Origin of the sequence: Aeoliella mucimassa (genome assembly GCF_007748035.1) — a bacterium.
Classification (GTDB): Bacteria; Planctomycetota; Planctomycetia; order Pirellulales; family Lacipirellulaceae; genus Aeoliella; species Aeoliella mucimassa.
In genome coordinates this window covers 3,771,111-3,794,756 of record NZ_CP036278.1, presented here as the reverse complement: position 1 = coordinate 3,794,756, position 23,646 = coordinate 3,771,111, and the positions used below count along the sequence as shown (strand labels likewise).

General features: G+C 54.2%; 21 protein-coding genes. 12 read left to right on the top strand and 9 right to left on the bottom strand.

From position 1 onward, the window contains the following. Positions 1 to 49 precede the first annotated feature (49 nt). The 12 genes from Pan181_RS14930 to Pan181_RS14875 all read left to right on the top strand — a co-directional run bounded on the left by Pan181_RS14930 (position 50) and on the right by Pan181_RS14875 (position 14,174). Positions 50 to 1,009 (top strand): ABC transporter permease, encoded by a 960-nt coding sequence (locus tag Pan181_RS14930; protein ID WP_145247719.1) that lies wholly within the window; start codon positions 50 to 52, stop codon positions 1,007 to 1,009. Positions 1,010 to 1,029: 20 nt separating this feature from the next. Beyond that, the gene (locus Pan181_RS14925) at positions 1,030 to 2,214 is read left to right on the top strand and encodes a glycosyltransferase family 4 protein (protein WP_145247717.1); all 1,185 of its coding nucleotides are present in this window, start codon (positions 1,030 to 1,032) and stop codon (positions 2,212 to 2,214) included. Beyond that, positions 2,211 to 3,497 (top strand): ABC transporter ATP-binding protein, encoded by a 1,287-nt coding sequence (locus tag Pan181_RS14920; protein ID WP_145247715.1) that lies wholly within the window; start codon positions 2,211 to 2,213, stop codon positions 3,495 to 3,497. The genes Pan181_RS14925 and Pan181_RS14920 overlap by 4 nt, the downstream gene beginning before the upstream one ends. A gap of 112 nt (positions 3,498 to 3,609) precedes the next feature. Continuing rightward, complete coding sequence (locus Pan181_RS14915; protein WP_145247713.1) at positions 3,610 to 4,425, top strand: hypothetical protein; 816 nt, start codon at positions 3,610 to 3,612, stop codon at positions 4,423 to 4,425. After that, complete coding sequence (locus Pan181_RS14910) at positions 4,395 to 5,381, top strand: glycosyltransferase family 2 protein (protein WP_145247711.1); 987 nt, start codon at positions 4,395 to 4,397, stop codon at positions 5,379 to 5,381. The genes Pan181_RS14915 and Pan181_RS14910 overlap by 31 nt, the downstream gene beginning before the upstream one ends. Positions 5,382 to 5,414: 33 nt before the next feature. Next, positions 5,415 to 6,479, top strand: coding sequence for a glycosyltransferase (locus Pan181_RS14905; protein ID WP_145247709.1), 1,065 nt, complete (start codon positions 5,415 to 5,417; stop codon positions 6,477 to 6,479). Beyond that, positions 6,476 to 7,834 carry a hypothetical protein gene (locus Pan181_RS14900; protein ID WP_145247707.1) on the top strand — a complete coding sequence of 453 codons (1,359 nt, stop codon included), beginning with the start codon at positions 6,476 to 6,478 and terminating at the stop codon, positions 7,832 to 7,834. The genes Pan181_RS14905 and Pan181_RS14900 overlap by 4 nt, the downstream gene beginning before the upstream one ends. Next, positions 7,831 to 8,361 (top strand): serine O-acetyltransferase, encoded by a 531-nt coding sequence (locus tag Pan181_RS14895; protein WP_145247706.1) that lies wholly within the window; start codon positions 7,831 to 7,833, stop codon positions 8,359 to 8,361. Before Pan181_RS14900 ends, Pan181_RS14895 begins: the two co-directional genes overlap by 4 nt. Positions 8,362 to 8,411: 50 nt before the next feature. After that, positions 8,412 to 10,607: a GumC domain-containing protein gene (locus Pan181_RS14890; protein WP_145247704.1), complete on the top strand. Its 2,196-nt coding sequence runs from the start codon at positions 8,412 to 8,414 to the stop codon at positions 10,605 to 10,607. Positions 10,608 to 10,614: 7 nt separating this feature from the next. Beyond that, entirely contained in the window at positions 10,615 to 11,898 is a 1,284-nt protein-coding gene (locus tag Pan181_RS14885) for a glycosyltransferase family 2 protein (protein ID WP_145247702.1), read from the top strand. Positions 11,899 to 11,935: 37 nt separating this feature from the next. After that, positions 11,936 to 13,099 carry a glycosyltransferase gene (locus tag Pan181_RS14880; protein WP_197528371.1) on the top strand — a complete coding sequence of 388 codons (1,164 nt, stop codon included), beginning with the start codon at positions 11,936 to 11,938 and terminating at the stop codon, positions 13,097 to 13,099. 148 nt (positions 13,100 to 13,247) lie between these two features. Further along, a complete protein-coding gene (locus Pan181_RS14875; RefSeq protein ID WP_145247700.1) occupies positions 13,248 to 14,174 on the top strand; it encodes a hypothetical protein in 927 nt (308 codons plus the stop codon). Positions 14,175 to 14,498: 324 nt separating this feature from the next. Here Pan181_RS14875 and Pan181_RS14870 read toward each other — a convergent pair whose 3' ends face one another. The 9 genes from Pan181_RS14870 to Pan181_RS14835 all read right to left on the bottom strand — a co-directional run bounded on the left by Pan181_RS14870 (position 14,499) and on the right by Pan181_RS14835 (position 23,625). Then, positions 14,499 to 15,587 (bottom strand): glycosyltransferase family 4 protein, encoded by a 1,089-nt coding sequence (locus Pan181_RS14870; RefSeq protein ID WP_145247698.1) that lies wholly within the window; start codon positions 15,585 to 15,587, stop codon positions 14,499 to 14,501. A gap of 601 nt (positions 15,588 to 16,188) precedes the next feature. Beyond that, a complete protein-coding gene (locus Pan181_RS26160; protein ID WP_197528370.1) occupies positions 16,189 to 16,470 on the bottom strand; it encodes a hypothetical protein in 282 nt (93 codons plus the stop codon). A gap of 255 nt (positions 16,471 to 16,725) precedes the next feature. Then, on the bottom strand, positions 16,726 to 17,907 hold the full coding sequence (locus tag Pan181_RS14865; protein ID WP_197528369.1) for a sialidase family protein: 1,182 nt from the start codon (positions 17,905 to 17,907) through the stop codon (positions 16,726 to 16,728). A 57-nt stretch (positions 17,908 to 17,964) separates the two neighbouring features. Further along, the gene (locus Pan181_RS14860; RefSeq protein ID WP_231943600.1) at positions 17,965 to 19,020 is read right to left on the bottom strand and encodes a M24 family metallopeptidase; all 1,056 of its coding nucleotides are present in this window, start codon (positions 19,018 to 19,020) and stop codon (positions 17,965 to 17,967) included. A gap of 147 nt (positions 19,021 to 19,167) precedes the next feature. Beyond that, the gene (locus Pan181_RS14855; RefSeq protein WP_145247692.1) at positions 19,168 to 19,653 is read right to left on the bottom strand and encodes a RidA family protein; all 486 of its coding nucleotides are present in this window, start codon (positions 19,651 to 19,653) and stop codon (positions 19,168 to 19,170) included. Positions 19,654 to 19,698: 45 nt separating this feature from the next. Beyond that, entirely contained in the window at positions 19,699 to 20,541 is an 843-nt protein-coding gene (locus Pan181_RS14850) for a fumarylacetoacetate hydrolase family protein (protein ID WP_145247690.1), read from the bottom strand. 50 nt (positions 20,542 to 20,591) lie between these two features. After that, positions 20,592 to 21,596, bottom strand: coding sequence for a sialidase family protein (locus Pan181_RS14845; protein WP_145247688.1), 1,005 nt, complete (start codon positions 21,594 to 21,596; stop codon positions 20,592 to 20,594). 87 nt (positions 21,597 to 21,683) lie between these two features. Further along, on the bottom strand, positions 21,684 to 22,433 hold the full coding sequence (locus tag Pan181_RS14840; RefSeq protein ID WP_145247686.1) for a phytanoyl-CoA dioxygenase family protein: 750 nt from the start codon (positions 22,431 to 22,433) through the stop codon (positions 21,684 to 21,686). Between the two features lie 7 nt (positions 22,434 to 22,440). Further along, entirely contained in the window at positions 22,441 to 23,625 is a 1,185-nt protein-coding gene (locus Pan181_RS14835; protein WP_145247684.1) for a GntR family transcriptional regulator, read from the bottom strand. Positions 23,626 to 23,646 lie beyond the last annotated feature (21 nt).

The following is a 23,646-nucleotide window of genomic DNA, read 5'->3' as shown; positions in this document are numbered from 1 at the left end:
AGGCCCCGCCTTACTAATTCCCACCTTAAAATTACGCCTGCAAATATATATGTCTGACTCCCTTGCTGCCGAGCCAGAGCTGTTGCGAGATACTCCGTCCAGTCCCCCAGAACTGGATGGCTCGTCCGGCCAAGCCGACTCAACGATTGCTCCGATTGATGCCGACGCCGCTTACGATGGTGAGCCGCTTGTCATCGAACCGAAGAGTGGTTGGGTGCCGGTCGATTTTCGTGAGCTGATTCGTTATCGCGAACTGTTGTTCTTCCTAGTATGGCGGGATGTTAAGGTTCGCTACAAACAAACCGTCCTAGGGGTGGCTTGGGCGATTCTGGTTCCCATCTTCAGTGTTACCGTATTTACGATCATCTTCGGTAACTTTGCGGGACTTAAGAATACGCTACCTGAGTCGCTCATTGCTGCTTACCCAGTTTATGTGTACGCGGGGATGATGCCTTGGTTGTTTTTCTCAACCGGTATCTCCCAAGGTGGTATGTCGCTGGTGAGTCAGCAACAGTTGCTCACCAAAATTTACTTTCCCAGGCTGTTTGTTCCAACAGCTACGGTAAGTGGATCGTTGGTGGATATGGGACTGTCGTTTTGTGTTTTTCTCACGCTCATGGCAATCTATGGCGTGGCTATTTCGCCAACCATTGTGCTCCTGCCATTTCTGGTGTTGATGGTGTGGTGTGCCTCGTTGGGTATCGCCTACACGTTGTCGGCACTCACGGTTACCTATCGCGACTTTAGGTTTGTAGTGCCATTTATGGTGCAAGCCTGGCAGTTTCTGAGTCCGGTGGTGTATCCCACGACCATTGTTCCAGAGAAGTATCGACTGCTCTACGCATTGAATCCGATGGCGGGAATCATCGAAGGATTTCGTAGCGCGATCTTTGGTACAGAAGTTCCTTGGGGAATGCTGGGGATGTCGTTACTGACGACGGTAACGCTCCTGGTGTTCGGCATGCTTTACTTCCGCAAAACGGAACGACGTTTTGCTGATATTGCTTAATACGAACTGGGAGCTCTTAAATGACGCACATCAAAGATAGGTCGAGTAAAAATGTCCGGATGCTCTTTACTGGGTATCTGACTGGTAGGTCGCATAGTCACATTTGTGTAGAACTTGCCCAACATATGAATTCGCGGGACTTGAATGTTGAATTGTCAGCACCTCAAGGAAATCTTGAAAAACAAGGTTCACTGAATCTGAGATGGCAGTATTCTCCACTCGTGAACAAGCTCATCTATAGGTTTGGAGGTGATAGTAAGCAGCGAGAGCTCAGTGAACGCGCGCATGCTAGAAGGGTTAAGAAGTACGATGTGTGCTATCCCTGGGCTGGGTTTACTGTTAACTATCTGGAGAGAGTTCGACAGCGAGGTGCAATGATAGTACTAGAGTTGTTTAACTCCCATATTAACTACGCTGCGGATATATTAGCGCCCGTTTACGAGCGAGAGTCGCAGCCCTTGCCAAGTATTTATAAACATGGGATTGAAGAAGAGAACCGCAGATTAGAGCTAGCTGACGCAGTGTTCTCACCAAGTGCGTTTGTCACGAAGTCCCTTCTGGAAAATGGTGTTTCTGCAGACAAGATAATGGAAGCTAGCTATGGCTACTCGCCATCGCGAGTTCTTGCGGAAGCCGAGAGTAAATCTGGAGGTAAAAACACTGTCAACTTCTTGTTTGTTGGAAGTGTTGGTGTTCGGAAGGGCGTGCCGTATCTGTTGGATTATTGGGCCGAGGCGAAGCCAGAGAATGCAAAACTCACTTTCGTCGGCGAAATTAGTTCAGATCTGCCCGAGAAATATCGCCAGAAGCTCCATGATGATGATTCAGTGGAGTGGGTCAACTACACCACTGATATTAAGAAGTATTTCAGCGAAGCTGATGTCTTTATTTTTCCTTCTCATGAAGAAGGCGGCCCATTAGTTACTTACGAAGCAATGGCGAATGGATTGCCTGTGCTTGTGTCTAAGGCTGGTGCTGGCCGGGCAGTCAGAGATGGAATCGATGGTCTTGTAATCGACATAGATGATAAGGAACAGTGGATCGACGCTATTCGGCGGCTCAGTTCTGATAGTGAACTCAGAGAATCGATGGCTGCCAGTGCACATGAAGAAGCTAAGCACTACACGTGGACCGATGTAGCCGCGAAGAGAGCGAAACTTCTGCAAGAAGCATATGGCAAGTGGAAGGAGAACATTTCGGTATGAGCCGCCCCATTATTACTGTCGATAATCTCAGCAAAGCCTACCGACTTGGTCAGCAAGACGAGAAGTACCCTTCGTTCCGTGAAGCGTTGGTGGGGGCTGCTAAAGCTCCGTTCAAACGTTTTCAACGACTTAGCGGAAGAGGTAGTGAGGACGAACTGTTCTGGGCTTTGAAGGATGTCTCGTTTGAAGTCAATCAAGGAGATGTCGTCGGTATTATCGGTCGCAATGGTGCTGGCAAGAGTACGTTGCTAAAGGTGCTAAGCCGGATCACCGAACCGACGACCGGCCGAGCGGTATTGCGGGGCCGGGTTGCTTCGTTGCTCGAGGTCGGTACTGGGTTTCATCCCGAACTCTCCGGGCGGGAGAACATTTACCTCAATGGTTCGATTCTCGGTATGAAGAAGACCGAGATTGATCGCAAGTTCGACGAGATCGTCGCCTTCGCCGAAGTCGAGCGATTTCTCGATACTCCGGTCAAGCGTTATTCGAGCGGCATGTACGTTCGCTTGGCATTTGCAGTAGCCGCGCATCTAGAGCCCGAAATCCTGATTGTCGACGAAGTGCTAGCTGTCGGTGACGCGCAGTTCCAGAAGAAATGCCTAGGCAAGATGCAGGAAGTGTCGCAAGGCCAAGGTCGTACGGTGCTGTTCGTTAGCCACAACATGGCTGCTGTCGAAAGGCTTTGCAATCGAGGAGTGCTCCTCGCAAAAGGCCAAGTGGTATTGGAAGGTGGCACCGATGAGTGCGTGCGGCAATACATGGAGTTGCATTACGATGCGAATCGCACCTCGTATCAGGCCGACGAAAAAGCGGTTGCCGACGATGATAGTCGAGTTGTGCTCAAAGAGGCTCGGATTGAAAAGCATGCTAGCAGTTCCCCCTCCGTATTGTTGTTTGGGGAGCCGTTTTCTATCACGACGCGTTGGCATCATCGAGAGTATGTGCCCAACCTGAGTTATGGCCTTCGGGTGTTCGATACGCGTGAAAACCTGGTGGTGGTGTTGAACACGATTAGCGATAGTTCGATTGATCTGAGCGACGCCGGCGAACGCACGGTGAAATGTGCTGTTGATACAAATATTCTTCCCCCGGGCAAATATCGCATCGCGGTGGGAGCGTTTACTCGGCCTTATGGTACGGTCACTGACGTAAACGATTGCTTGTACATTGAGGTTTTGGAGACACCCTATTCTGAGGATTGGAAATTTACGGCAGCGAATCGACCCGCAGCAGCGGTGCCAGTTGCCTGGAATGTTGAATTGGAGCCGCAGCCACAGCCGTAGTGTGGGAGACCACTGACTGATTCGAACCGTAGTATTCCAGCAGGACTGCAACCCTACCGAGCCATGATTACTGAGTATCGTACCCCACTGCTTTGCCTACAGGAGTCTAACCATGCATAACGTTATTGTGCTGGGAACAGGCCGCAGTGGTACCAGTATGGTTACTGCGTGTTTCAGGGATACTGGAGCCAGTTTTGGTGATGAGTTGATCGAAGCGACTCCGGCCAATCCTTACGGCTACTATGAATGCAGAAGGATCAATACACTTAATAATAAGTTGATATTCAAGTTGCTGTATCCACCAGGCTGCTTTCACTTGCGGAAGTTTGTTTACCCCAAAACGCATGAGGATTGGAGATCGTTTTGGGCCGTGCTACCTCTGTCTGCCAGGCCGCTGGAATTGGACGAGGAGGATGATGATTTTGTGCGCAGCTTGGTCTCTCGAACTCCATTCTGTTTGAAGGATCCCCGATTCAACGCAACGTTGCCAAGTTGGATGCCTTACTTGCCTGATAGCGTGCGGTTTATCACTGTTTTTCGCTGTCCTTTGCGAACTGTTGACAGCATGTTGCGAGACGCATCCGAGACTTACTCGCCAGCCCTTCCGTTCGAACGGAATAAACTGTTGAAAATGTGGGTCCGAAGTTATGCGCGTCTGCTGAAATGGGCTCAAAACGATCCCCGTTTTCTCCTACTCGACTCGGAGTCGGTGATCAACGGAACTGGGCGTGATGCACTGGAAGACTTGGTTGAGGGGGAACTCAATTTTGATCAAGTCGATGGTTCCGTGCGAAGGTCGAAGAAGCAACAGGCAATTACCGATCCTACGGCAAAAACCGCTTTGAGAATGTATGACCGATTGCAGCAGGTTGCTGCCAGCTACCTGGAGCGTTACCAGTGCTCCAAGAAGTCAGTCGTTCACAACTAACTCTATATCGTCGATTTCCTATGCGTCCATTGATTTCAGTCATTATGCCTGTCTACAACGCTGAGCGATACGTCGCCGAAGCGGTAGAGAGCATCCTTGCGCAGACATGTGGTGACTTTGAATTCCTGATTGTCGACGATGGCTCGTCGGATCGAAGTTTAGCCATCCTGGAGAAGTACGCAAGCAAAGACAAACGCATTCGGTTGAAGTCGCGTGCGAATACGGGCTACGTCGTAGCGCTCAACGAGATGTTAGCGGATGCTGAGGGTGAATTTATTGCTCGCATGGATGCGGATGACATCTCGTTGCCCGAACGATTCGAGAAACAAATTGCCTATTTGCAGGAACACCCCGAATGTGTGGTGTTAGGGACGAACACGGTACTGGTTGATGACGGAGGCTGGGATATCCGGCCAGGCTTCCATCAATATGGCCATGAAGCGATTGACGGTCATCACCTAACCTCGTTGGGAGGATGTGTCTCGCATCCTTCGGTGATGATGCGAGCAGCAGCTGTCGCTCAGGTCGGTGGATATAGAGTTGAATGTTGCCCTGCGGAAGACGTGGATATCTTCCTGCGGTTAGGAGAAATCGGTCAGCTCGAGAATCTTACGGAGTGTCTGCTCAAGTATCGCATGCATCCTAAGTCGGTTTCGAGAACGAATGCGGCGCGGCAGCGGAATATCGTAGCGATCGCCCAGTCGCAAGCCCGTTCGCGGCGGAATCTTCCCGAAGTCTCCAGTGAACTCGCTGAGGATGTGACACTCGATCGTTATTCGTCGGAAGCGTTGAACACTAACATTAGTAGTTTCGACGTATTGGTGAATTGGGGATGGTGGGCTCTAGGTGCTGGCAATCGAAGCACCGCTGCGAAAATGGTTGCGAGATCATTAGTTCGCAATCCCTTTAGATACGATTCATGGGTTTTAGCGTTTTGCGTTTTACGAGGACGATAGCCAGGCTTGGAAAGACTTAGTCTTCAGATTTGTATGATCAGAATTTCAGTTATCACTTGTACTTACAATGGCGCTTGGTGCCTTGATCGCACGATTGCTGCGCTCGGGTTGCAGAGCTTGCCGGTGGAGCAGTGGGAACTGGTTGTCGTCGATAATGCCAGCAAAGACAATTCGGCCGAAGTTGCTTTGGAAGCCATTAAAGCGGCAGGCATCCAAGGTCGTGTGCTGCATGAAGCCCAACCTGGCAAGAGTTATGCACTTCAGAAAGCTTTTCGCGAGATTGAAGGGCGATACTTTTGCGTCGTGGACGACGATAACTTGCTTGATGCGGATTATCTGGAATCGGCTGTCCAATTCATGGACCAGAACGCGAATATCGGGATGATAGGTGGTAAGGTTCTTCCCGAGTTTGAACAAGAAGATGTCGACCTCGATGCTATCAGCCCATGGGCTAGTGGCATGCTCGCGGTGCGTGATTTTGGCGATGAAGTGGTGATGGGAAAAGCTCCTATCGGCGCCGGCATGGTCGGCCGTACACAATTGATGCAAGGCATTTACCAGCATATTGGTACACGACTCCCCGATCGTATCGGTGATGGTCCAGGTTGTTGCGAAGACCTCGAAAAAACCGCTGTCGCACGGATGTTGGGCTGGGAGGTTGCCTATGTTCCTATGCTGCAGTTGACCCATGTGATTCCAGCGAAACGCCTGGACGTGAACTACATTGAGTCGATCGTATTTGCCATGCAATGGGCGTGGGTGTGGCTCGAAATATTAAAGAAGCCCGCAACACACCGCTCGCGCGGGATTTACCTGCGTCGATCAATTGCGAATCGCCTGTATGCGTTTAGATACCGGTTGCTGAGCATGGTCTCCGCGGGGAGTCACGAGATGGGGGACTCAAAGTTCTGGTACCGCTTCTACAATGCAAGAGCCGTCGGTTATGTTTCGTTGATTAAGGAGTTTTCCGAGATCAGTCGCTTTCTCGCAAATGTCAAGAATGCCCCTGCTGAACTACGCCCCGGTGGACTATCCGGGGCAGAGGAAACTGCCAGTCCGGCTATAAGTCGTAACCCCGCAGTGGAGGCCTCCGTATGACTCCACTCGCTTACTTGGCGATGTTCGGCATCATGCCGCTTGGTATCGCTTTCTTTGGCTGGATGACCCCTCGTAAAGCTGCGGCACTTACACTGTTCGGAGCTTGGTTGTTCCTGCCAATGGCAACCATTCCGATTTCGGGCTTTCTGGACTTCAATAAAATGATGGCCGCCTGCTCGACCGTGATTGTCGGGGTGCTGCTATTCGATGCAAAGCGAGTAGCAAAGTTGCAATTTCATTGGGTCGACTTGCCGATCATCGCTTACTGCTTATGGCCCGGCGTATGCTCGGTTGCCAATGGAAATGGGGTGTGGGATGGTCTCAGCATTGTCGCGCAATATTTGGCTACGTGGGGAGGGCCCTACCTGGTGGGCAGAATGTACTTCTCGGATGCCGATGGCATTCGCTATCTCGCACGAGCTTTTTATCTGGCTGGAATCGCCTACATGCCGTTCTGCCTGTACGAAGTTCGGATGAGCCCCCAGCTGCATAGCATGTTTTACGGTTTCCACCAACATTCCTTCGCCCAAACGTTTCGGATGGGCGGGTGGCGCCCCATGGTGTTCATGCAACATGGACTCATGGTCAGCTTGTTTATGGTGCTCACCACCGTAATCGGCATCTGGCTCTGGCGCCGCAAAGAGCTTCCTCTGTTGTTTGGTTTCTCTACCAAGTACTTCTTGCCATTGATGGTGCTGACTACTGTCTTGTCGCGTTCAACAGGCGCGTTGGCCTTAGGAGTGGTTGCGATTAGTGCGCTTTTCGTGGCAAAGCACTTTGGTCCAAAAATAGTGATCTTGCCATTACTGCTGATTGCACCGTTCTGGGTGTCTGGCCGATTGAGTGGTGTATTCTCGGGCGAGATTGTCTCGCAAACAGCCGTCGCGATTACGGGCGATGCCAATCGTGGCGGATCGATGAATGCCCGGTTGGCTCAAGAAGATAAGGTTCGAGGGAGTGTACTAAGCAGCCCTGTGTTCGGATACGGACGATGGGGGAAGGGGTTAGACCAATTGTGGCTGTTAGAAGCAAGAAACCATGGCATTCCCCAAGTCGTGTCTTTAATTCTTGTGTGCAGTCTCCCCTCTCTGCTAGCGCTAATTAAAATGAGTAAAAAACAGATGAACACCGCAGGCGGGTTTGCCGTGTTGCTTGCGTTCTTGCCACTTCTTTTTTTGTTGGACTCGCTGGTGAATGGGATGGTGAATCCCCTTTACGTTCTGGCGGCAGGAGCCTCCACCTACTGCCTTTATGACTTGAAGGCGGTGGAAAGAACCACCGAGTCGAAGCACGCTTCCATTCCAAAAATGCACTTTAAAGTTGTTCGAGATTTACATCCTGGACATTCCCTATGATTTCCGCCACGCAACCTGATTGGAGCCGCGAAAGGGTGACCAAGTTCTGGCGTCCCTCGCAGCAACTTCTGCGCACTGTGCGCGGGTACCAATCAACCCAGCAAGGCGGGCCAGTCAATTGGTTGTTGAGAAAGTGGTATTTGTTGGGTCATCGTTTTTGGTCGGTGGTGTGTGGGTGTGACATCCCACTGAACGTTAATATTGCGGGTGGGCTGTTGTTGCCGCATCCGAATGGAATCGTAATTCACCCGCAAGCGGTTGTAGGTCCGAATTGTTTGTTGTTTCACCAAGTGACACTTGGAGAGGGTGGTTCGATACCTGGCTTTCCGAAGCTAGGGGGGCATGTGGATGTTGGCGCTGGCGCAAAGATACTCGGGGGCGTGATCGTCGGAGATCACGCACGTATTGGAGCAAATGCGGTCGTGCTGGAGGACGTACCTGCAGGGGCGACTGCCGTTGGCATTCCGGCGAGGATTGTGGGTGTAAGTGACTGTCCGGAGGAAAGCGTTGCCTGCGACGCCCTCTGATAAACGCATATAAACAAGTAGTACCAACTGGGTCTAACTGGTATTGAGATATGACAAACCGCGAGTTAATGCCAATTCCGGCAGGAAAAACCGTTCACACCGAACGCAATTCGTCGTCGGGCGACTACACCGCTGTGAATAGTCGTGTGGAGTTGGAGAAACCCCCTCTGCTGATCACCGTGATCAAACGCCGATGGTGGGCTTTCTTGATTGCCGCTGTACTGGCAGGGGGTGTTGCGTATTGGATTGCTGGTGAAAACAGCAAGCAAACTGCGCATGTCTCGGGAAGTCTGATTTACACGGGGCTGCCGATGCCTCCCGGCCCGCAGGTCTACCATCCACCATCGCTTCCTACCTACAAGGAAATCCTGTTCTCCGCAGAGAGCATGCAGCGATTGTCGCAAAAGCACGATTTAAACATCCCGCCAGATAAGCTGGCGAGCATGTTTCACATGAAGATCTCCAATGGATCGAGTGTGATGAACCTCGATCTAAATTGGCCGGACGCAGAGAAGGGCGTTGCGCTGGTGAACGACACCATGCAGCTGCTCATTGACGAAGCCGCTGAGCGTCGCAAGTCGATTCTTCGCGAGCACATGAAGCATGTTGAAGTTGCACAACTCGAAGCGAAGCGTCAGGTGGACGAAACCGGCGAACAGTTGCAAGCGGCCAGACGGCGCTATGACGAAGAGTTGCGATCCGGCGGCCTGGCCTCGGAGCGATACACCAGTGTACTTGCGAAAATGACCAACACTCAGGCTAGCATCGATGCAAAGAACGTCGAGAAGCTCGGCATGGAGCAACAGATTGAGCGGATTGAGGAATCTCAGCAAGCCGACGTCAACAATTATAAGGAGCAGGTGCTGGAAGCTCGCTTCGCGCAACTCCGGACATTAGGAAAAGCGTATACCAAAGATTCTGCTCGCTTTAAAGAACTGCAACGAATCTACAGTGAATTGGAGCAGTTCAAGAAAGACCAGGGGGAGTTGTCCCTGAATGAATGGGAGCAGACCTTGTCGGCCTTGGGCGAACAGGAGCTTGGACCTCTGTCGGTGGTCATGACCCCTGCGATGGCTACCTTGCAGAATTCGATTGTGAAAGACGCCGAAGCCATTGAGAAGCGGCGACTAGACATGATTCCTGTAACGAATCAGATCGCCATGCTCGAGGCACGTCTTCAAGAGTATCAAAAGGAAGCTACGGACGAAGCTGGTGGAGTGGCTGTTTCCAGTTCTTCGGAAGTCGCCGACTACGAACAATCGCTGACTGCGGCGGATGCTCGCTTGGAGTTAGTAAGTTCGCAGCTCGACAACATGAAGCAACTGGAGCAATGCCGGTCGCGTGAGTTCTCGTTGTTGGTGCCAGCCAGTCTGGAGACCGTCACGGTTGATTCGGACAAGAAGAAACTGTTCGTGATGTCGTTTGTCGCGGTGAGTTTGCTGCTGTCGGCACCAGTCGTTGGTCTCGAATGGTTGCATCAACGCGATACCCCGGTCATCGCCTTCAGCAAGCAATGGAACTTGCCTCTCATTGCAACTCGCGTGCTCGATCAAGCGATGCGTCGCGTCGAGGCGTCGTCGGATTGGCGTAATAATGAAGCGGTGCGTATGGCCGCCCTGCGTATTCAGCAATCGCTGCCTCAGTCGGCAAGCGTTGTGCTGGTGAGCAGCCTTGGTAAGTCGCCCACGCCGGCTTCGGTGTTTGCTAGCATCGCCGATTGCCTTGCCCACCGTGGTGAGCGGGTGGTGATTGTCGACGCCCTCGATCCTCGCGAGCATCGCACCAATATTGAGTCGATTAGTCTCTCGGCTCGAGGCGGAGAGATTGCCACGCAAGATGCCCATTTGCACGACAATCCCCACCAAGTCAAAGACAAAGATGGCAAGACGCTGCGACCTGGTCTCTCCGACTACTTGGCGGCCTCGTGTCACCTGAATAGCGAGCTGATTCAGTCGACGAGCAATCCGAATGTCGATCTTATTACCAGCGGCAATGCTGAGTTCCCGGTTGAAGCCATGGCTTCGAAGAATCTCACCGAGTTGCTCGACTATTGCCGTGACAGCTACAGCCTGATCATGGTGGCTGGTCCCCCTGCTGCTAACTTGGCCGACTTCCAGATGTTGGCAGCCCGAGCCGATGCCATCGTGCTAACTGCCGACAACAAGGCCGTGAAGGATCCGAGCAGCGTTGTTGCCATCCAAGACATGATCGATCTTCGGGCGCCTGTCGTCGGTATGATTGCCTAGGAGATCGATGCTGGTTTTCCACTCCATCCTGACCGCGTTTGGGCTGCTGAGCTTCTTGTTCAGTTTGCTGGCGGTATTCCTGTTGGTGGAGGTTGTCGCTGCTTGGATCTCGAGACTCCGCCAGCGAGGCGAATCGCTCGACCCTATTGTAGCGCATGGCTCGCAGCCTACGCGCTTGGCGGTGATCATGCCGGCGCATAACGAAGAAGCGGTGATCGAGCGTACTGTTTCGAAGATGCTCGAGCAACTAAACCAAGGCGATCAATTGATCGTGGTTGCCGATAACTGCACCGATCGGACTGCCAAGTTTGCGTTCCGAGCGGGAGCCGAAGTCATTATTCGCGACAATCCCGAGCAGCGAGGCAAAGGTTACGCACTGCAGTACGGGGTCGACCATCTGGCATCCGATCCCCCTGAAGTCATGGTGATCGTGGATGCCGATTGTGAAATCGTACAAGGGACGCTGCAGTCGCTCGCTCAGGCCACCGCGGCTAGGCAGTGTCCACTGCAAGCGGCCTACATCATGCCTGTGCCCGCGCAGGCGACGTTCCGCGATCGCATTAGTGCATTCGCGGTGATGCTCAAAAACGTGGTACGGCTCCAAGGTTTGGCGGCGATCGGTGGGCCCTCGTTGCTTACCGGAACCGGAATGGCTTTCCCTTGGGAACTTGCCCAACGCACTCAGTGGGCATCGGGCGACATCGTCGAAGACATGACCATCGGCATCGAGCTCGCCAAGCAAGGCGACTTCCCACGGTTCTATGCACCGATGACCATCTCGGCTCCGCTCCCCAGCACCAAGGCAGCTGCCACCACGCAGCGTACCCGTTGGGAGCATGGCCACCTCCGGAACATTCGTCGGTTCGTCCCGCAACTATTGATCTCGTTGGTCAAGCGCCCAAGTTGGTCGATGTTGCTGCTGGTCTTCGAACTCGTGGTACCTCCGCTATCGCTCTTCGCGGCGAGCCTGTTGATGTTGCTGTTCGTCGCGGGCGTAGTGGGTGTCATCGGGGCATCGCTCGTACCGCTCATGCTCTGCACGACAGCCTTCGTGGCGTTTACGCTTGCGATTATGGGCGCATGGCGGATGGAAGGTCGCAATCTCCTCTCTCTCAGCGACCTTGCGAGAGTGCCCGTTTATATTCTGGGCAAGCTGCCGATCTATTCGGCGGCCGTAAGAAAAGCCGAGACTCAATGGCATCGCACCGACCGTTCTGCGGGGCAAGTGGGTAAGCCAGCTCCTCACTTATCGAAGCAGCAAACCTTAGGTTCTGTGGATGTCATCGACTGATTCGTTGCAGATAGGGTACTTGATCAATCAGTACCCGATGCCCAGCCAAACATTCATCCGGCGCGAGATCAAAGCGCTCGAGGATCAAGGTTTCCGAGTGCAGCGATACGCCCTTCGCCCATGGCCTGGCAAGTTGGTCGATGCGCTCGATCAACGCGAGCACGAACAAACCCGTTACATCGCTACTCTCGGTGTAGCGAAGTTGCTGCTGGTGATGATCTCGACGATGTTTCGCAAGCCTGCGCGACTGCTGAAGGCTTTCTCGCTGTTACGTAAAGTCAGCCGCCGGAGCGATCGTTCGCTTTTCTATCACCTCATCTATCTGGCCGAAGCTTGTGTACTCGATAAGTGGTTGCAGAACGATGGTGTGAAGCATCTGCATGTGCACTTTGCAACGAATCCTACCGAGGTCGCCATGTACGCCCACGTGCTTGGGGACCATCCCTATAGCTTCATGGTGCATGGGCCTGAAGAGTTTGACCGCGCGGCCTGTGTCGCGTTCGACGAGAAAGCCTCGCGGGCGAAGTTCGTGGCGACTATCACCAGCTTTGCGCGAAGTCAGCTTTATCGGTGGGTTCGTTTTGAAGACTGGCCGAAGATTCAGGTCGTACACTGTGGGCTCGATCATCACTACCTTGAACGTGAGTACGAACCTCCGGTCTCGACGAATCGCCTGGTGTGTGTCGGGCGGTTGGGCGAGCAGAAGGGGCACATGACGCTGCTCGAAGCGGCTGCCATTGTCGCCCGTACGCATCCCTCGTTTGAACTGGCCTTGGTAGGGGATGGCGAGCTGCGCGGCGAAGTCGAAAAGTCGATTGCCAAGCATGGCCTGCACGAGCAAGTCAAGTTGCTCGGTTGGGCCGATGGCGAGCAGGTGCAGGAGCAATTGCGTCAGTCGACTGCGTTAGTCTTGGCCAGTTTCGCCGAAGGACTTCCGGTGGTCATCATGGAGGCCCTCGCGATGGGCCGCCCGGTGATCAGCACGATGATTGCTGGCATCCCGGAGTTGGTCGTCACGGGAAAGAATGGTTGGCTGGTCCCCGCGGGCGACGCCGAGTCGCTGGCCGCGGCCATTATGCAACTGCTGGAGACCCCGCAAGATACGCTAGTGCAAATGGGCCATCAAGCGATCGAGTCGGTGCAATCACAGCACAATGTGACGATCGAGGCCAAGAAGCTGGCCGCTCACATCCTCGCCTAGGCTGGCATCGCACCATCTCTTGCGAGATACTGGCAAGCGGAATCAATGTTGGGCTACTAGGTGCTCAGCTTCTGCCGCACCACCTATGTCCAACGAATTGTTAAGGCTTAGGACAGATAGTTTCTATTGAATCTTTTACGGTGTCACGATGAGCCTGCTTGAGTCTACGGATGTGCCTCCCGAATCGCCTGCACTAAAACCATCGAAGATGCATGTGCTGTTGTCGGTCCTTGTTCTCTTGGGGAGTCTATCACTTGCTGCTGCGTCGCTTGCCGCGTTGCTGGTGACGTGGGACGTGTGTTCGGTCATCAGCGGTGCCATCTTCTTGCCATTTCCACTCGTCGTGTCTTACTTGCAGTATCGCGGTGTTTTTGGCTACCCAGCCAAGTCGGCAATGGTTGCTGCGGGGTTTCTACTCGTTGCGGGGGGATTTTCCCTGTTTGTTTTTACTTCGCTGATGAAGGACTTTATCGTCGCAGGGGCCGAGATGTCGTGGATCATGCCACTTCTTCCGATGCTGTGTATCGGTCTGATCTGTATCGGCACTGGTTGGTTGAACATAGGCTGGGCACGCACACTAGAATCCCAACCAGAGGTGGTGGCAGTAACCGGGAAGGGGAGCGGAAAGGGACTGCTCGTTGCTGTACTGATGATGATCAGTGTGTTGCTAATGACACTCTACTTCCACTCGTCCACCCCGCCGGAATATGCGGAACACGTCGCGGCCAAAGATGTTCCATTTGGTTTGCCGAGCAATGCCCGCGATGTTTCTTATTGCCAAGGAGTACGAGGAATAATTGCCTTGGAGTTCAGCACCGACGAAGACACGTTCGTCGATTGGTTCGATTCGGGCATCGGCTCTTTGGAGTCCGAGGCCGCACACATTCCGGTGAAACCAATCGGCGACAAGTATACGATCACTCGTTACTATCGACTCACCCTGGATTTGGTCGGACCTAATTCAATCACGCTTACCGATGGGCTGTATTACCAGTGGAACAAGGAAGATCGGGGAGTCTATGCAGCCTATGACCGACAAACGGGGCGAGCCTACTATTACGCCCATTATCATTGAGCTGGCTGGTGCTGGATGATGAAGTTCTACTTTCTAAGGCTCGGTTATCCTTCCGTCGAAGTCCCTGGAGACGAGAGTGAGGGGGAAGTGTGAGCCACCAAACGTTGCGAACCTGTTCGATCTGAAGCCCGGTCATGCGTTGCTTGTGTGGAGTGAACGATTGGAAAGACCGATAACTCGATGTCTCGTTGGCGATCGATTCCACGATAGCTTGTGGGCGAGCGTGGCTGAAATTCTCCCTATGGGTGAAACGGCTCGTCGAAGAGCTCAGTCCAGACGATCTGCAGTGCTTGCGGATCCGTCTGGTGAACGATTCCGACAAGCCTATGAGGCCGACTTCGCGACGGTCCGCTTCGACTGCTGGAGTGAAAAATGGGGAGCGTGTTTCTCGCCAGGGGAATCTAGTCGAGTCACGATGTCTGCAATCCGCCTGGCCAAAGCTTCCTCGGTGCAGTTCTGATAAGCAAACTCCTTGGCCGCTTGCCCTTGCGTTGCGCAAAGCTCCGGATCGTTGAGATAGCACTGTAACTCGTGCGCCCATAGTTCGGGATCATTCGATGAGACTAGCTTTCCGGTAGTGCCATCGTGCACATAATCGACAATTCCCACTGACGAGGTCGCCAGGATGGGCTTGCCGAAGTACATTCCGGTAACCGCTGTCACATGCCCGCAACAGGTTTGTTCGCTCAACAATGGGATGGCCATGATGGTGCTTTGGGCAACAATGTGCATGACCTCAGCAAGAGGAATGTGAGTGCGAAGAATAACATTCTCCGGAAACTCCAGGCCTGACACATTCTCGGAGTGGGCAACAATCACCATCTTTAGTTCTGGATTCAGCTTGGCAGCTTCGCACAAAACGGAATAGTCGCGTCCTTGGCTACCGACAGCACAAATGTAGGGGCCCGATGGTAGATAGGAGGGGGGAGATCCAGTGAGACGAGGAGCCCCAACACCCCAGTGAACGAACTCAAGCTGGGCGGGATCGAGCTGAAAATGCTCAGCGTACAGACGTCGTTCGTAATTCGAAAATACAACTAGCTTATCGACTCGCTTGAATGCACTGCGCGCTTTTTGTAATCGTTTACCCTGTGGCAAGCGAGTAAAGTTGAACGCAAACGCCAGGTGTTTGGATTGGCTCCGCAGCAATCGCCGGAAAAACTCGCAGGCGTAGGTGTAAGATGGCCCGTGGGAAATCGTAAGGCAGTCGGATTTCCTGCTAAGAAAAGCTGCGGTCAGAGTGCCGCGCAGACGGGCGATCGGTAGCCGCTTGATCGACCGTTCCAGACGATTGAGTGGACTTGCATAAACATGCTGCCATTCGTATTCCTGCATTAGCGGAGCGAGCCGGTCCTCAATCCATCGCCACTCTGGTTTGCAGTCAGCAACATTCAGCACACGCCTAGTAGCCATGGGCTCCCCCTAATCGTGATTACTCAAGGTGTTGTTTGTCGTGGTCCGCCTATGGGTTAGAGAGAAGTTCTAGCGTGAAACAGTTCCAAGCAGCCACAAGACTAATGCTGTTCGATGCTGGTGTCTACTGGATTATTAATGAATCGGAGGAAGCCCTTCGGATATGCAGGGCACCATCGCCAGCGATTCAGAAGTGTTTACAGCAACACGATGTTTAAGCCGCTTCGAGTTACGAGGAAAATAGTCTGCTGCAGTAGATCGTCGAAGAACAGTCATGGTGACGCAAGCAAAAGAGCATATCTCGCATGGGGAATATGCGGTTTTTGGGTGTGCTGCTTAAGCTTGCACTACTCGACTAGAGAATAGCAGCAGAGGTCCGCCTGCGTGCCAACCATCGTAAGCGACGATTTCCTATGTGGGAAAGAAGCCCATCAAGAGACGCAGGCAATTCGTCCTCGGCGGGTAGCATTCAATGTCACCCAGCCGTAATGTCGTGTGAGCAACGGCCACGACGTCTTACCAATGTTATCCCCAGTTTCTTCTTGGAATTGGCCACCTTATGTGTTCTAATGAACAGGTGATGATGGCTGTCGGCTTTCAGCTATTGACTGTTGGCTTTTTGGGTGAAAGGAGGTGATGGAGATGTGATGCTTGCGATGAAATCGAATGCTTGACGACGCGCAGGCGGATGGTTGCTTGCGTGGGCGTTCGCTGCTGCGCGGTTGTCAAAGCTGCAGGCTTTAGGCTGTAAGCGATAGGCTACAGATCTTTCAGTCGCCAGTAGCTCCTTCAAGATGACATATTCGCATTCCGCATTCCCCAATCCGAAATCCACAATCCACAATCCACAATCCAAATTTGCCTCCCCAGAATAGTTTCCCATGGGTGGGAAGCTATTCTGGGCAACTATCGCGGAGGTATTGATGCAACTTGTTTCCTACCAACGACTTGCGATTGATTCCCAGCGGGAAAATAGATTCCCACTCGATGCGTTATTGGGAATGGGAATCTATTCCAGGGCGAAAACCACTGGTTCTGTAGAGTGGGCGCGGATTCAATTTTCCCATCGGTGGGAAAATTGGGAATCTATTCTCCGCCTCCATTCTGCGGGGGATGCGCAAGCTAGGTAGCGAGGTGATTACTTGTCGTACAGCTTGCCGACTTTGAACCGGGTGATTTGCGTGGCTTCCAGCCCGTTCAGCTTGCCGGCGACTCGCTTGCCCGCGCAGTGCCCGAGCAGCACGTAGTCGTCGACGAAGCCGATCGCGGTGTAGCAGTACCATTTGTCGACGTTGTCTTCGACCACCAAGCGGTGCTGCCAGGTTTGACCTTCGTCTTGCGAAATGGAAATGTGCAGCGGAGTTCGCTTGTTGCGGTACGCAGCGGCGACGTTCGCATGGTCGTTATAGACCGCCATGAGGTCGCCGGTCGAGGGGATGCGTTCGATCGACGCCGGAGAGATGGGACCAATTAAATCGGAAGATTGCAGGTCGGTCCAGGTGTCGCCTTGATCGCTGGAGTACGCGAGATACTGACAACCCGCGGAGGTGCGCATGAACATCATCAGTCGCCCGTCCTTCAGTTCAACGATTCCTGGTTCTTGGCGCACGACTGATTCATGGCCTGGCGAGTCGCGATCGACCTGGCCTTGAGAGCATCGCCAGGTGCGGCCGACGTTGTCCGACAGATAACAGACCATGTTCGCCCGTTTGTCCCATTTGCCGATTTTGCCATTCGTATGATTCGCCAACGGAACCACCAATCGCCCACTCGAAAGCTGCACGACGCGGTCGTTGTTCAAAACGTAATAACCAACCTCGCTGTCGGGAATGATCGGAACGGGCTCGCTCCAGGTTTGCGCCTCGTCGTGCGAAAAACGAACCACCGGTCGGCAGTCGGCGAGCGAGTTCTTCATGAGATAGAACAGCGCGATTTCAACGGGCTGGGTGCGAACCAGCGAGACCGACATCACGTTCATGTCGCCGTTGTTGGGGACGATTACCGTGTCGTCCGACGACCAGGTGTAGCCTTTGTCGTCGGAAATGCGAGCAGCGATATGAGCATCGGCATGATCCCCACGACCATTCGTGAAGTGAGTGTAAGCAAACAGGAGTCGACCATCAGTGAGTTCGATGAAATCGCCTTCGCTATTCCGCGGGTTCGATTCGCCTGGCGGGAGCAGGTCGATGCGATCGATGCCGTCGTCGCCAGTGACGGCGGTTTCGTCGGCTCGCAGCCCTCTGGCGGTGATTGTCCATGGAAGAACGACCAAGAAGAGAATCGTCACAACCAAAGCAAGTGGATGACGTGCGCGGCCCATGCGAGAAGCCCTATGCATACTGGAGGACGAGGTAGTGAGTGGAGGGAGGCAGGTGAACTAACGAGTGACCTCAGGCACCAAGCTTGTCGGGAAGCTGCTGAGGCGAACCAGTCGTTCAGGGGTAAGCCAGTAGTTGTGTTCGATGCGGACGCCGCCATTCAGGTCGGGGTGGTACAGGCCCGGCTGTACGGTGAATACGTCGCCGACTTGCAGCACGTCGTCCCAATGCGGATTCAACCGCGGTGCTTCATGAGGCTTCAAACCAAACCCATGCCCCAGGTGATGTGGAAACTCCCAGTCATGGCCCTCTTCTAACTCTGCTTTAACAGCGGTAAACAGATCGCGACAGCGAACCCCTTCGCGGGCTTCCTGCTCCACGTACTCCAACGCACTCAACACTCGATCGACGGCCAGTTGCTGTTTGGCTGTAGGCTGACGATCGACGGCAAACGTGCGGCAAAGGTCGCACCGATATCCACGATACACGACCGAGACATCCAGCGGAATCAGTTCCCCGCGTTCAATGGCGCGCATGCGCGGTGGACCACCGGTGGTGCCAGCTTGAAAGTCGTAGCCCATGTCGCCGAGGGGAAGACCAGCCTGCTTCGTGGCAGCTGCCAGCATTTCGGCGTAGATGTCGATTTCGCGCACTCCAGGAGCGAGTATCTGGGCCGCCCGGGCGTAGGCCGCTTCGCAGGCGCGGACCGCTGCTTTGATGAGTTCGATTTCATCAGGGTATTTCGACCGACGCATCCGCAGCAGCACAGTCGACAAATCGACTACCGCGTCGCTGCGAAACAGCGTTGCAGCCTGCATATCGCTCGCCAGACGACTGGTTCTGCGAAGGCCATCTCGCACTACCGACAGGGCGGCGGCCATCGGGTCGTCGACGGTCGTGCTCAAGTACTCCGCGTCGTAATGCCGTGCAGCGTCAACCGCTCCCTCAGGAGGATCTGTGCAGTTGGGCAGCACGATGAGCGACTGGCCAGCCGAAGTCACTACAACTACCGCCGCGTGATGAACCGCCGGCAAGTAACCGGTCAGGTAGTACACATGCTCGGGGGAGAGCACCACCATGGCATCGACGCCATGCTCCGAAAGGTGTGTAGCCAAGGTCCTCTGACGCTGTCGACACCATTCGGTACTGAGCTCAGCAGTTGGCATGCGTTAAGACTCGGCTCTGTTAAGCACTCGGGATCAAAAGGTCGTGTCCTCGAGCCGAGGCCGAAATGTCGAGCGAACACCTTCGACTGGTGGATTTCAGCTGTCTTGTACCAAGGCCAGGATCATTTCGACTTCCACCGACGAACCCAACGGCAGCTGCGCCATGCCGAGCGCGGTGCGGGCGTGCTTGCCAGCGTCGCCGAATACCTCACGAACCAGGGTCGACGCGCCGTTAATGACCAGGTGTTGATCGGTGAAATCCGGATCGGAGTTCACGTAGCCGGTGATTCGCACGACGCGTTGGATGCGATCGAGCGAGCCAACCGCATGGCGAACCATCCGCAGCACGTTCGCCGCGCACAAAGCGGCCGCCTTCGTCGCTTCGTCGGCCGACACTTGCGAGGGAACCTTGCCACAACTGACGAGCTGGTCGCCGTCGAATGGCACCTGCCCCGACGCGTAAACGATCGAGCCATCGATGGAAACCGCATCCACAAGTGCCCCTTCAGGCGTGAGCTTATCGACAGGAAAACCAAGGCTTTCCAGCCGGGCTTCGCGCGATCCTGTAGTTGCGTCCGACATTTGGCTGTATCTCCGAATGAGTGGGTGATGGATGATCGCGATAGATTAAGCGGAGATCGTGCGTTGCGTTTGTTCGCCCAGGCCTTCGATGCTAAGCCGCATGGTTTGTCCGGCGGTCAGGTACTGGGGAGGTTTCATGCCCAGGCCGACACCAGGCGGCGTGCCAGTCGAGATCACATCGCCCGGTTGCAGCGACATGAACTGGCTGAGGTAGCTCACCAGCTTGGGGACTTTGAACACCATGGTGCTCGTCGAACCATCTTGATAGCGGTTGCCATCGACTTCCAACCAGAGCGAAAGTGCTGCTGGATCGGGCACTTCGTCCTTGGTAACCAGCCAGGGGCCAAGGGGGGCAAACGTATCGCAACTTTTGCCTTTCACCCACTGCCCGCTCCGTTCGAGTTGAAATTCGCGTTCGGAGAGATCGTTGATCACGCAGTAGCCTGCGACGTAGTCCATGGCATCCTTTTCGTCGACGTACTTGGTGTGCTCTCCGATGACGACTCCAAGTTCCACTTCCCAGTCAGTTTTCTCGGAGTTGCGGGGGATCTCAACGTCGTCGTTCGGTCCACAGATGGAGCTAGTCGCTTTCATGAACACAACCGGCTCGGCTGGCAGTTCCATGCCCGACTCGGCAGCGTGGTCGGCGTAGTTCAGTCCGATGCACAGAAGTTTGCCGACATGCCCTACGCAAGGTCCGATGCGCGAATCGGAATCGAGCGAGGGGAGACTCTCCGGTTCAATCTTTTGCAAGCGATCGAGCGTTTGTTTCGACAACGTTTGCCCCGAAATATCATCCACGATTCCAGCAAGCGAGCGAGGATTGCCTTGCGAGTCGAGCATGGCAGGAACTTCCTGCCCCGGCGGACCGATACGGAGTAATTTCATGAATGATGCTTTCTACGACAAGCTGGAATGACTTGAAACCGAGTCGTTCGTCAAAACGACAGACGCGAGAGATAGATTTTTGTACTACCTTCGTGACTAGAATAGTAACTGATCCAGAGTTGGTTGTCATGAATCACCATGCCAGGATAACTGGAGTCGCCGCCCGAAGGCAAACGCACGAGCGGAACAATCTCGTCGGAATCGACTTTCAGCTCGAAAACTACCGTGTAGGAGCGGCCTTCCTCGGTCAATCGGCCGCAACCAATCCAGTGCCCCGAGGGGAGCTGAACGAAGTTGGGGCCGCCGACTCGTTGCTTGAGATCGGTCCAGGTCCACTCCGTGTAGGGTGCTTTCGACTTGCCGAGCAGCGACGTGGGGGTATCGCGATCGACTCGTTGCAGACAGAACGCGGACCCGTCTTCCGCAAAGCGAATCCGTGCTTCGGTGGGCCAGCCGGAATTGAGCAGCGAGTCGTTCAGTACGTCGTAGTGCAAACCGTCGGTGGTGCTCACCAATCGAGTGATTGGGTAATCGTCGTACGCGGAGTAAGTGATGCCGTAGCCGGTATCGCCTTGCCAGGTAACTCGCCAGAGCCAACGCCCTTGAGGGAAGATGCGCTGGGGAGTCGAGAAGGTCTTGCCATCTTCCGATACGGCAGCGAACGTGCCGGTGGAGCGTTCGCCGTTAACGGTTTGTTGACTACCAGCAATCACCAGCAGCTTGTCGTCGGCCGTGACCGAGAGTGCCGCGTCGCGCATGTCGAAGTCGTCGTGCTCGATCTTGGTAACCGTTTCCCATTTCGATCCATCGGTCGACGACACGATCCGCAACCACCCACGGTCACCAGCGTGTCCTTCGCCTTCGCGAAAACCGCAGTACCACTTATCGCGCCAGCGAATGAGGTCGGTGAATGCGCAATGGGGAGATTTATCCCAAATCAGCTTTGTATCGATGAGCTTCAGGCTTACTGCATCTTCCGCAGGTGCCTGGCTTGCGAAAGAACACCAGTTCAGGAGCGTTACGACGATGGTAAGTGTGATAGTGAGATGCTTCACCGGAATGCCATTCTATGGTTGAAGGAGGGTGCGCAGGCACGTATGGAGTGCCAAAGTGTGAGGTGGCGAATAAAAACTTCAGGAGGGCTATGTCGTCGCCATGCCGGCTTTTTTGTGTTGTCTGGCCAAATTACTTTCGTGATCGGCCCGGCCGGCGTTGTTCTGCTGGCAAGAGACCGCTTGAAACACCATGGCAAAAGCTCGTCGCTGGCGACTGGTCGAACGATTACTATCGGCGCGATGGATCGTCTCGCCATGGTGGACCAGCAAGTCGCCCGGACGCATGATTACCAGCTCTTCTTTCGAGGAGTCGTCGGGCGAGTAATCGGCAATGCCTTGCGAGAAGCCAACGACTTCGGTCGTGTGATGCGGCCGACGCCCTTTGCGGTGCGAACCTGGCACGTAGCGCAATCCACCATTCTCTTGGTCGATATCGTCGAGAGCCAACCACATGGTAAGCACTTGCGGAGGATCGAGTTGAAAGTAGTAGTTGTCTTGATGCGGTGGCGTAGCATGCCCGCCTGGCAGTTTATTGAACCACTCCGGCTTGCCCGGAAGCATCGGTTCGCCGAGCAAGGTAGTAGCCAACTCCATCCATCGTGGATGGGAACAGTAGTCTTTGAAAAACGAGTCGCGGTCCATCCGTTGCAGTTGCCGAAGCGAATCTTGCTGGCCGGGAATCTGATAAAACGCTTCACTGGGAGGCAGTGTGGGAACAACATCCGAAATGTAGCGAGCAAGATTCTGCTGCAAGAGGCTCAACTCCTCGGGGCTGAGAAAGTCTTGCAGCAACAGGTATCCATCCTCAGCGAAGGCTTGCCGTAGTTTGTCTGACATCGTCACTTCACACTCCTTTCAGGCAACGCATGGTGCTGCCTTGGAAGAAAGAAACGTCTACTTCATGATAGTCATTACTAGCCAAAGGCATTGCGCCCCGTTGCATGCGTGTCAACAGCGAGACAACCAGTTCGGCCACGTCGCGTTCTTGAATGATGACGCGGGCCATGCTGCCGCTCAGTGTACCGGTGCGACCTGCTCCACCAAAGCTCACGATCGAAAGATCTTCCGGGATCGAGAGACCTTCGTTCATCGCGCACAAATAAAGCGACTCGGCATCGGCATCCCACGGGTCAAACACCGCGGTGGGACGAAGATGTTCCGGCAGGCGAAGCAAGCGTCGGAGCGCGGATTCGATTTCCGAAGCACGCTGCGCGTTAGGGAAACCGGTGAGAGAATCGCGAGTGCCGGTGCCATAGTGAGTGCACTCGGAAATCAAGCGACCACCGCCGCGCTCGATGGTTTCGCGAAAACTGTTCTCGTACATCACCGAAGCACTACTGCGGTGACTGGCAATGTAGGCCACTCGGCGATGACCACATTCGAGCAGTTGCGTTGCTGCGAGTTCTGCAATCCGTTGGTATGGCAAAGCAACCACTGGCACCGACACCCCTTCGATCGCCCGATGTAACAGTACCAAAGGAATGCCATGGCTATGCAACTGTCGAATATGGTGGGCCGGAGCCTCGCTTGCCGTTGGCGGGGCCAGAGCGACTCCGGCAACTCGCTTGTCGATGAGTTGCAGTACGATGTCGCCTTGGCAACGCAGGTCGTTGCCGGTAGCGCACACCATGGTTTGATGATGTACCTTGCCAGCCGACTCGTCGAATCCCTGCACCAAAGCAGGGTAGTGGCCGGTGCCGAGTTCAGGCAGCACGATCGCAAACAAGTTGAGCGACGAATCGGTGGTGGTAACCGTAGTTTGCTGTTGATCCGGAACCCGGGTGACAACGGTTCCCTTGCCCGGAATCCGCTCGATCAAGCCTTCGTTCTGCAGTTCGTTCAACGCCTGACGCACGGTTCCTCGGGAAATCAAAAACTCCCGCGCGAGCGTTGGCTCCGAAGGAAGGAAGTCGCCGCCGCCGAGTGTTCCGTTGTGAATGCTCTCGGCAATATAGTGCCGCAACTGCGCATGCTTCGGCGCAGGCACTTTGGAGTTGGAACCAGGCTTGTGAAACTGATCGTTAGGCATGAAAAACTAACAGGGTGGCGG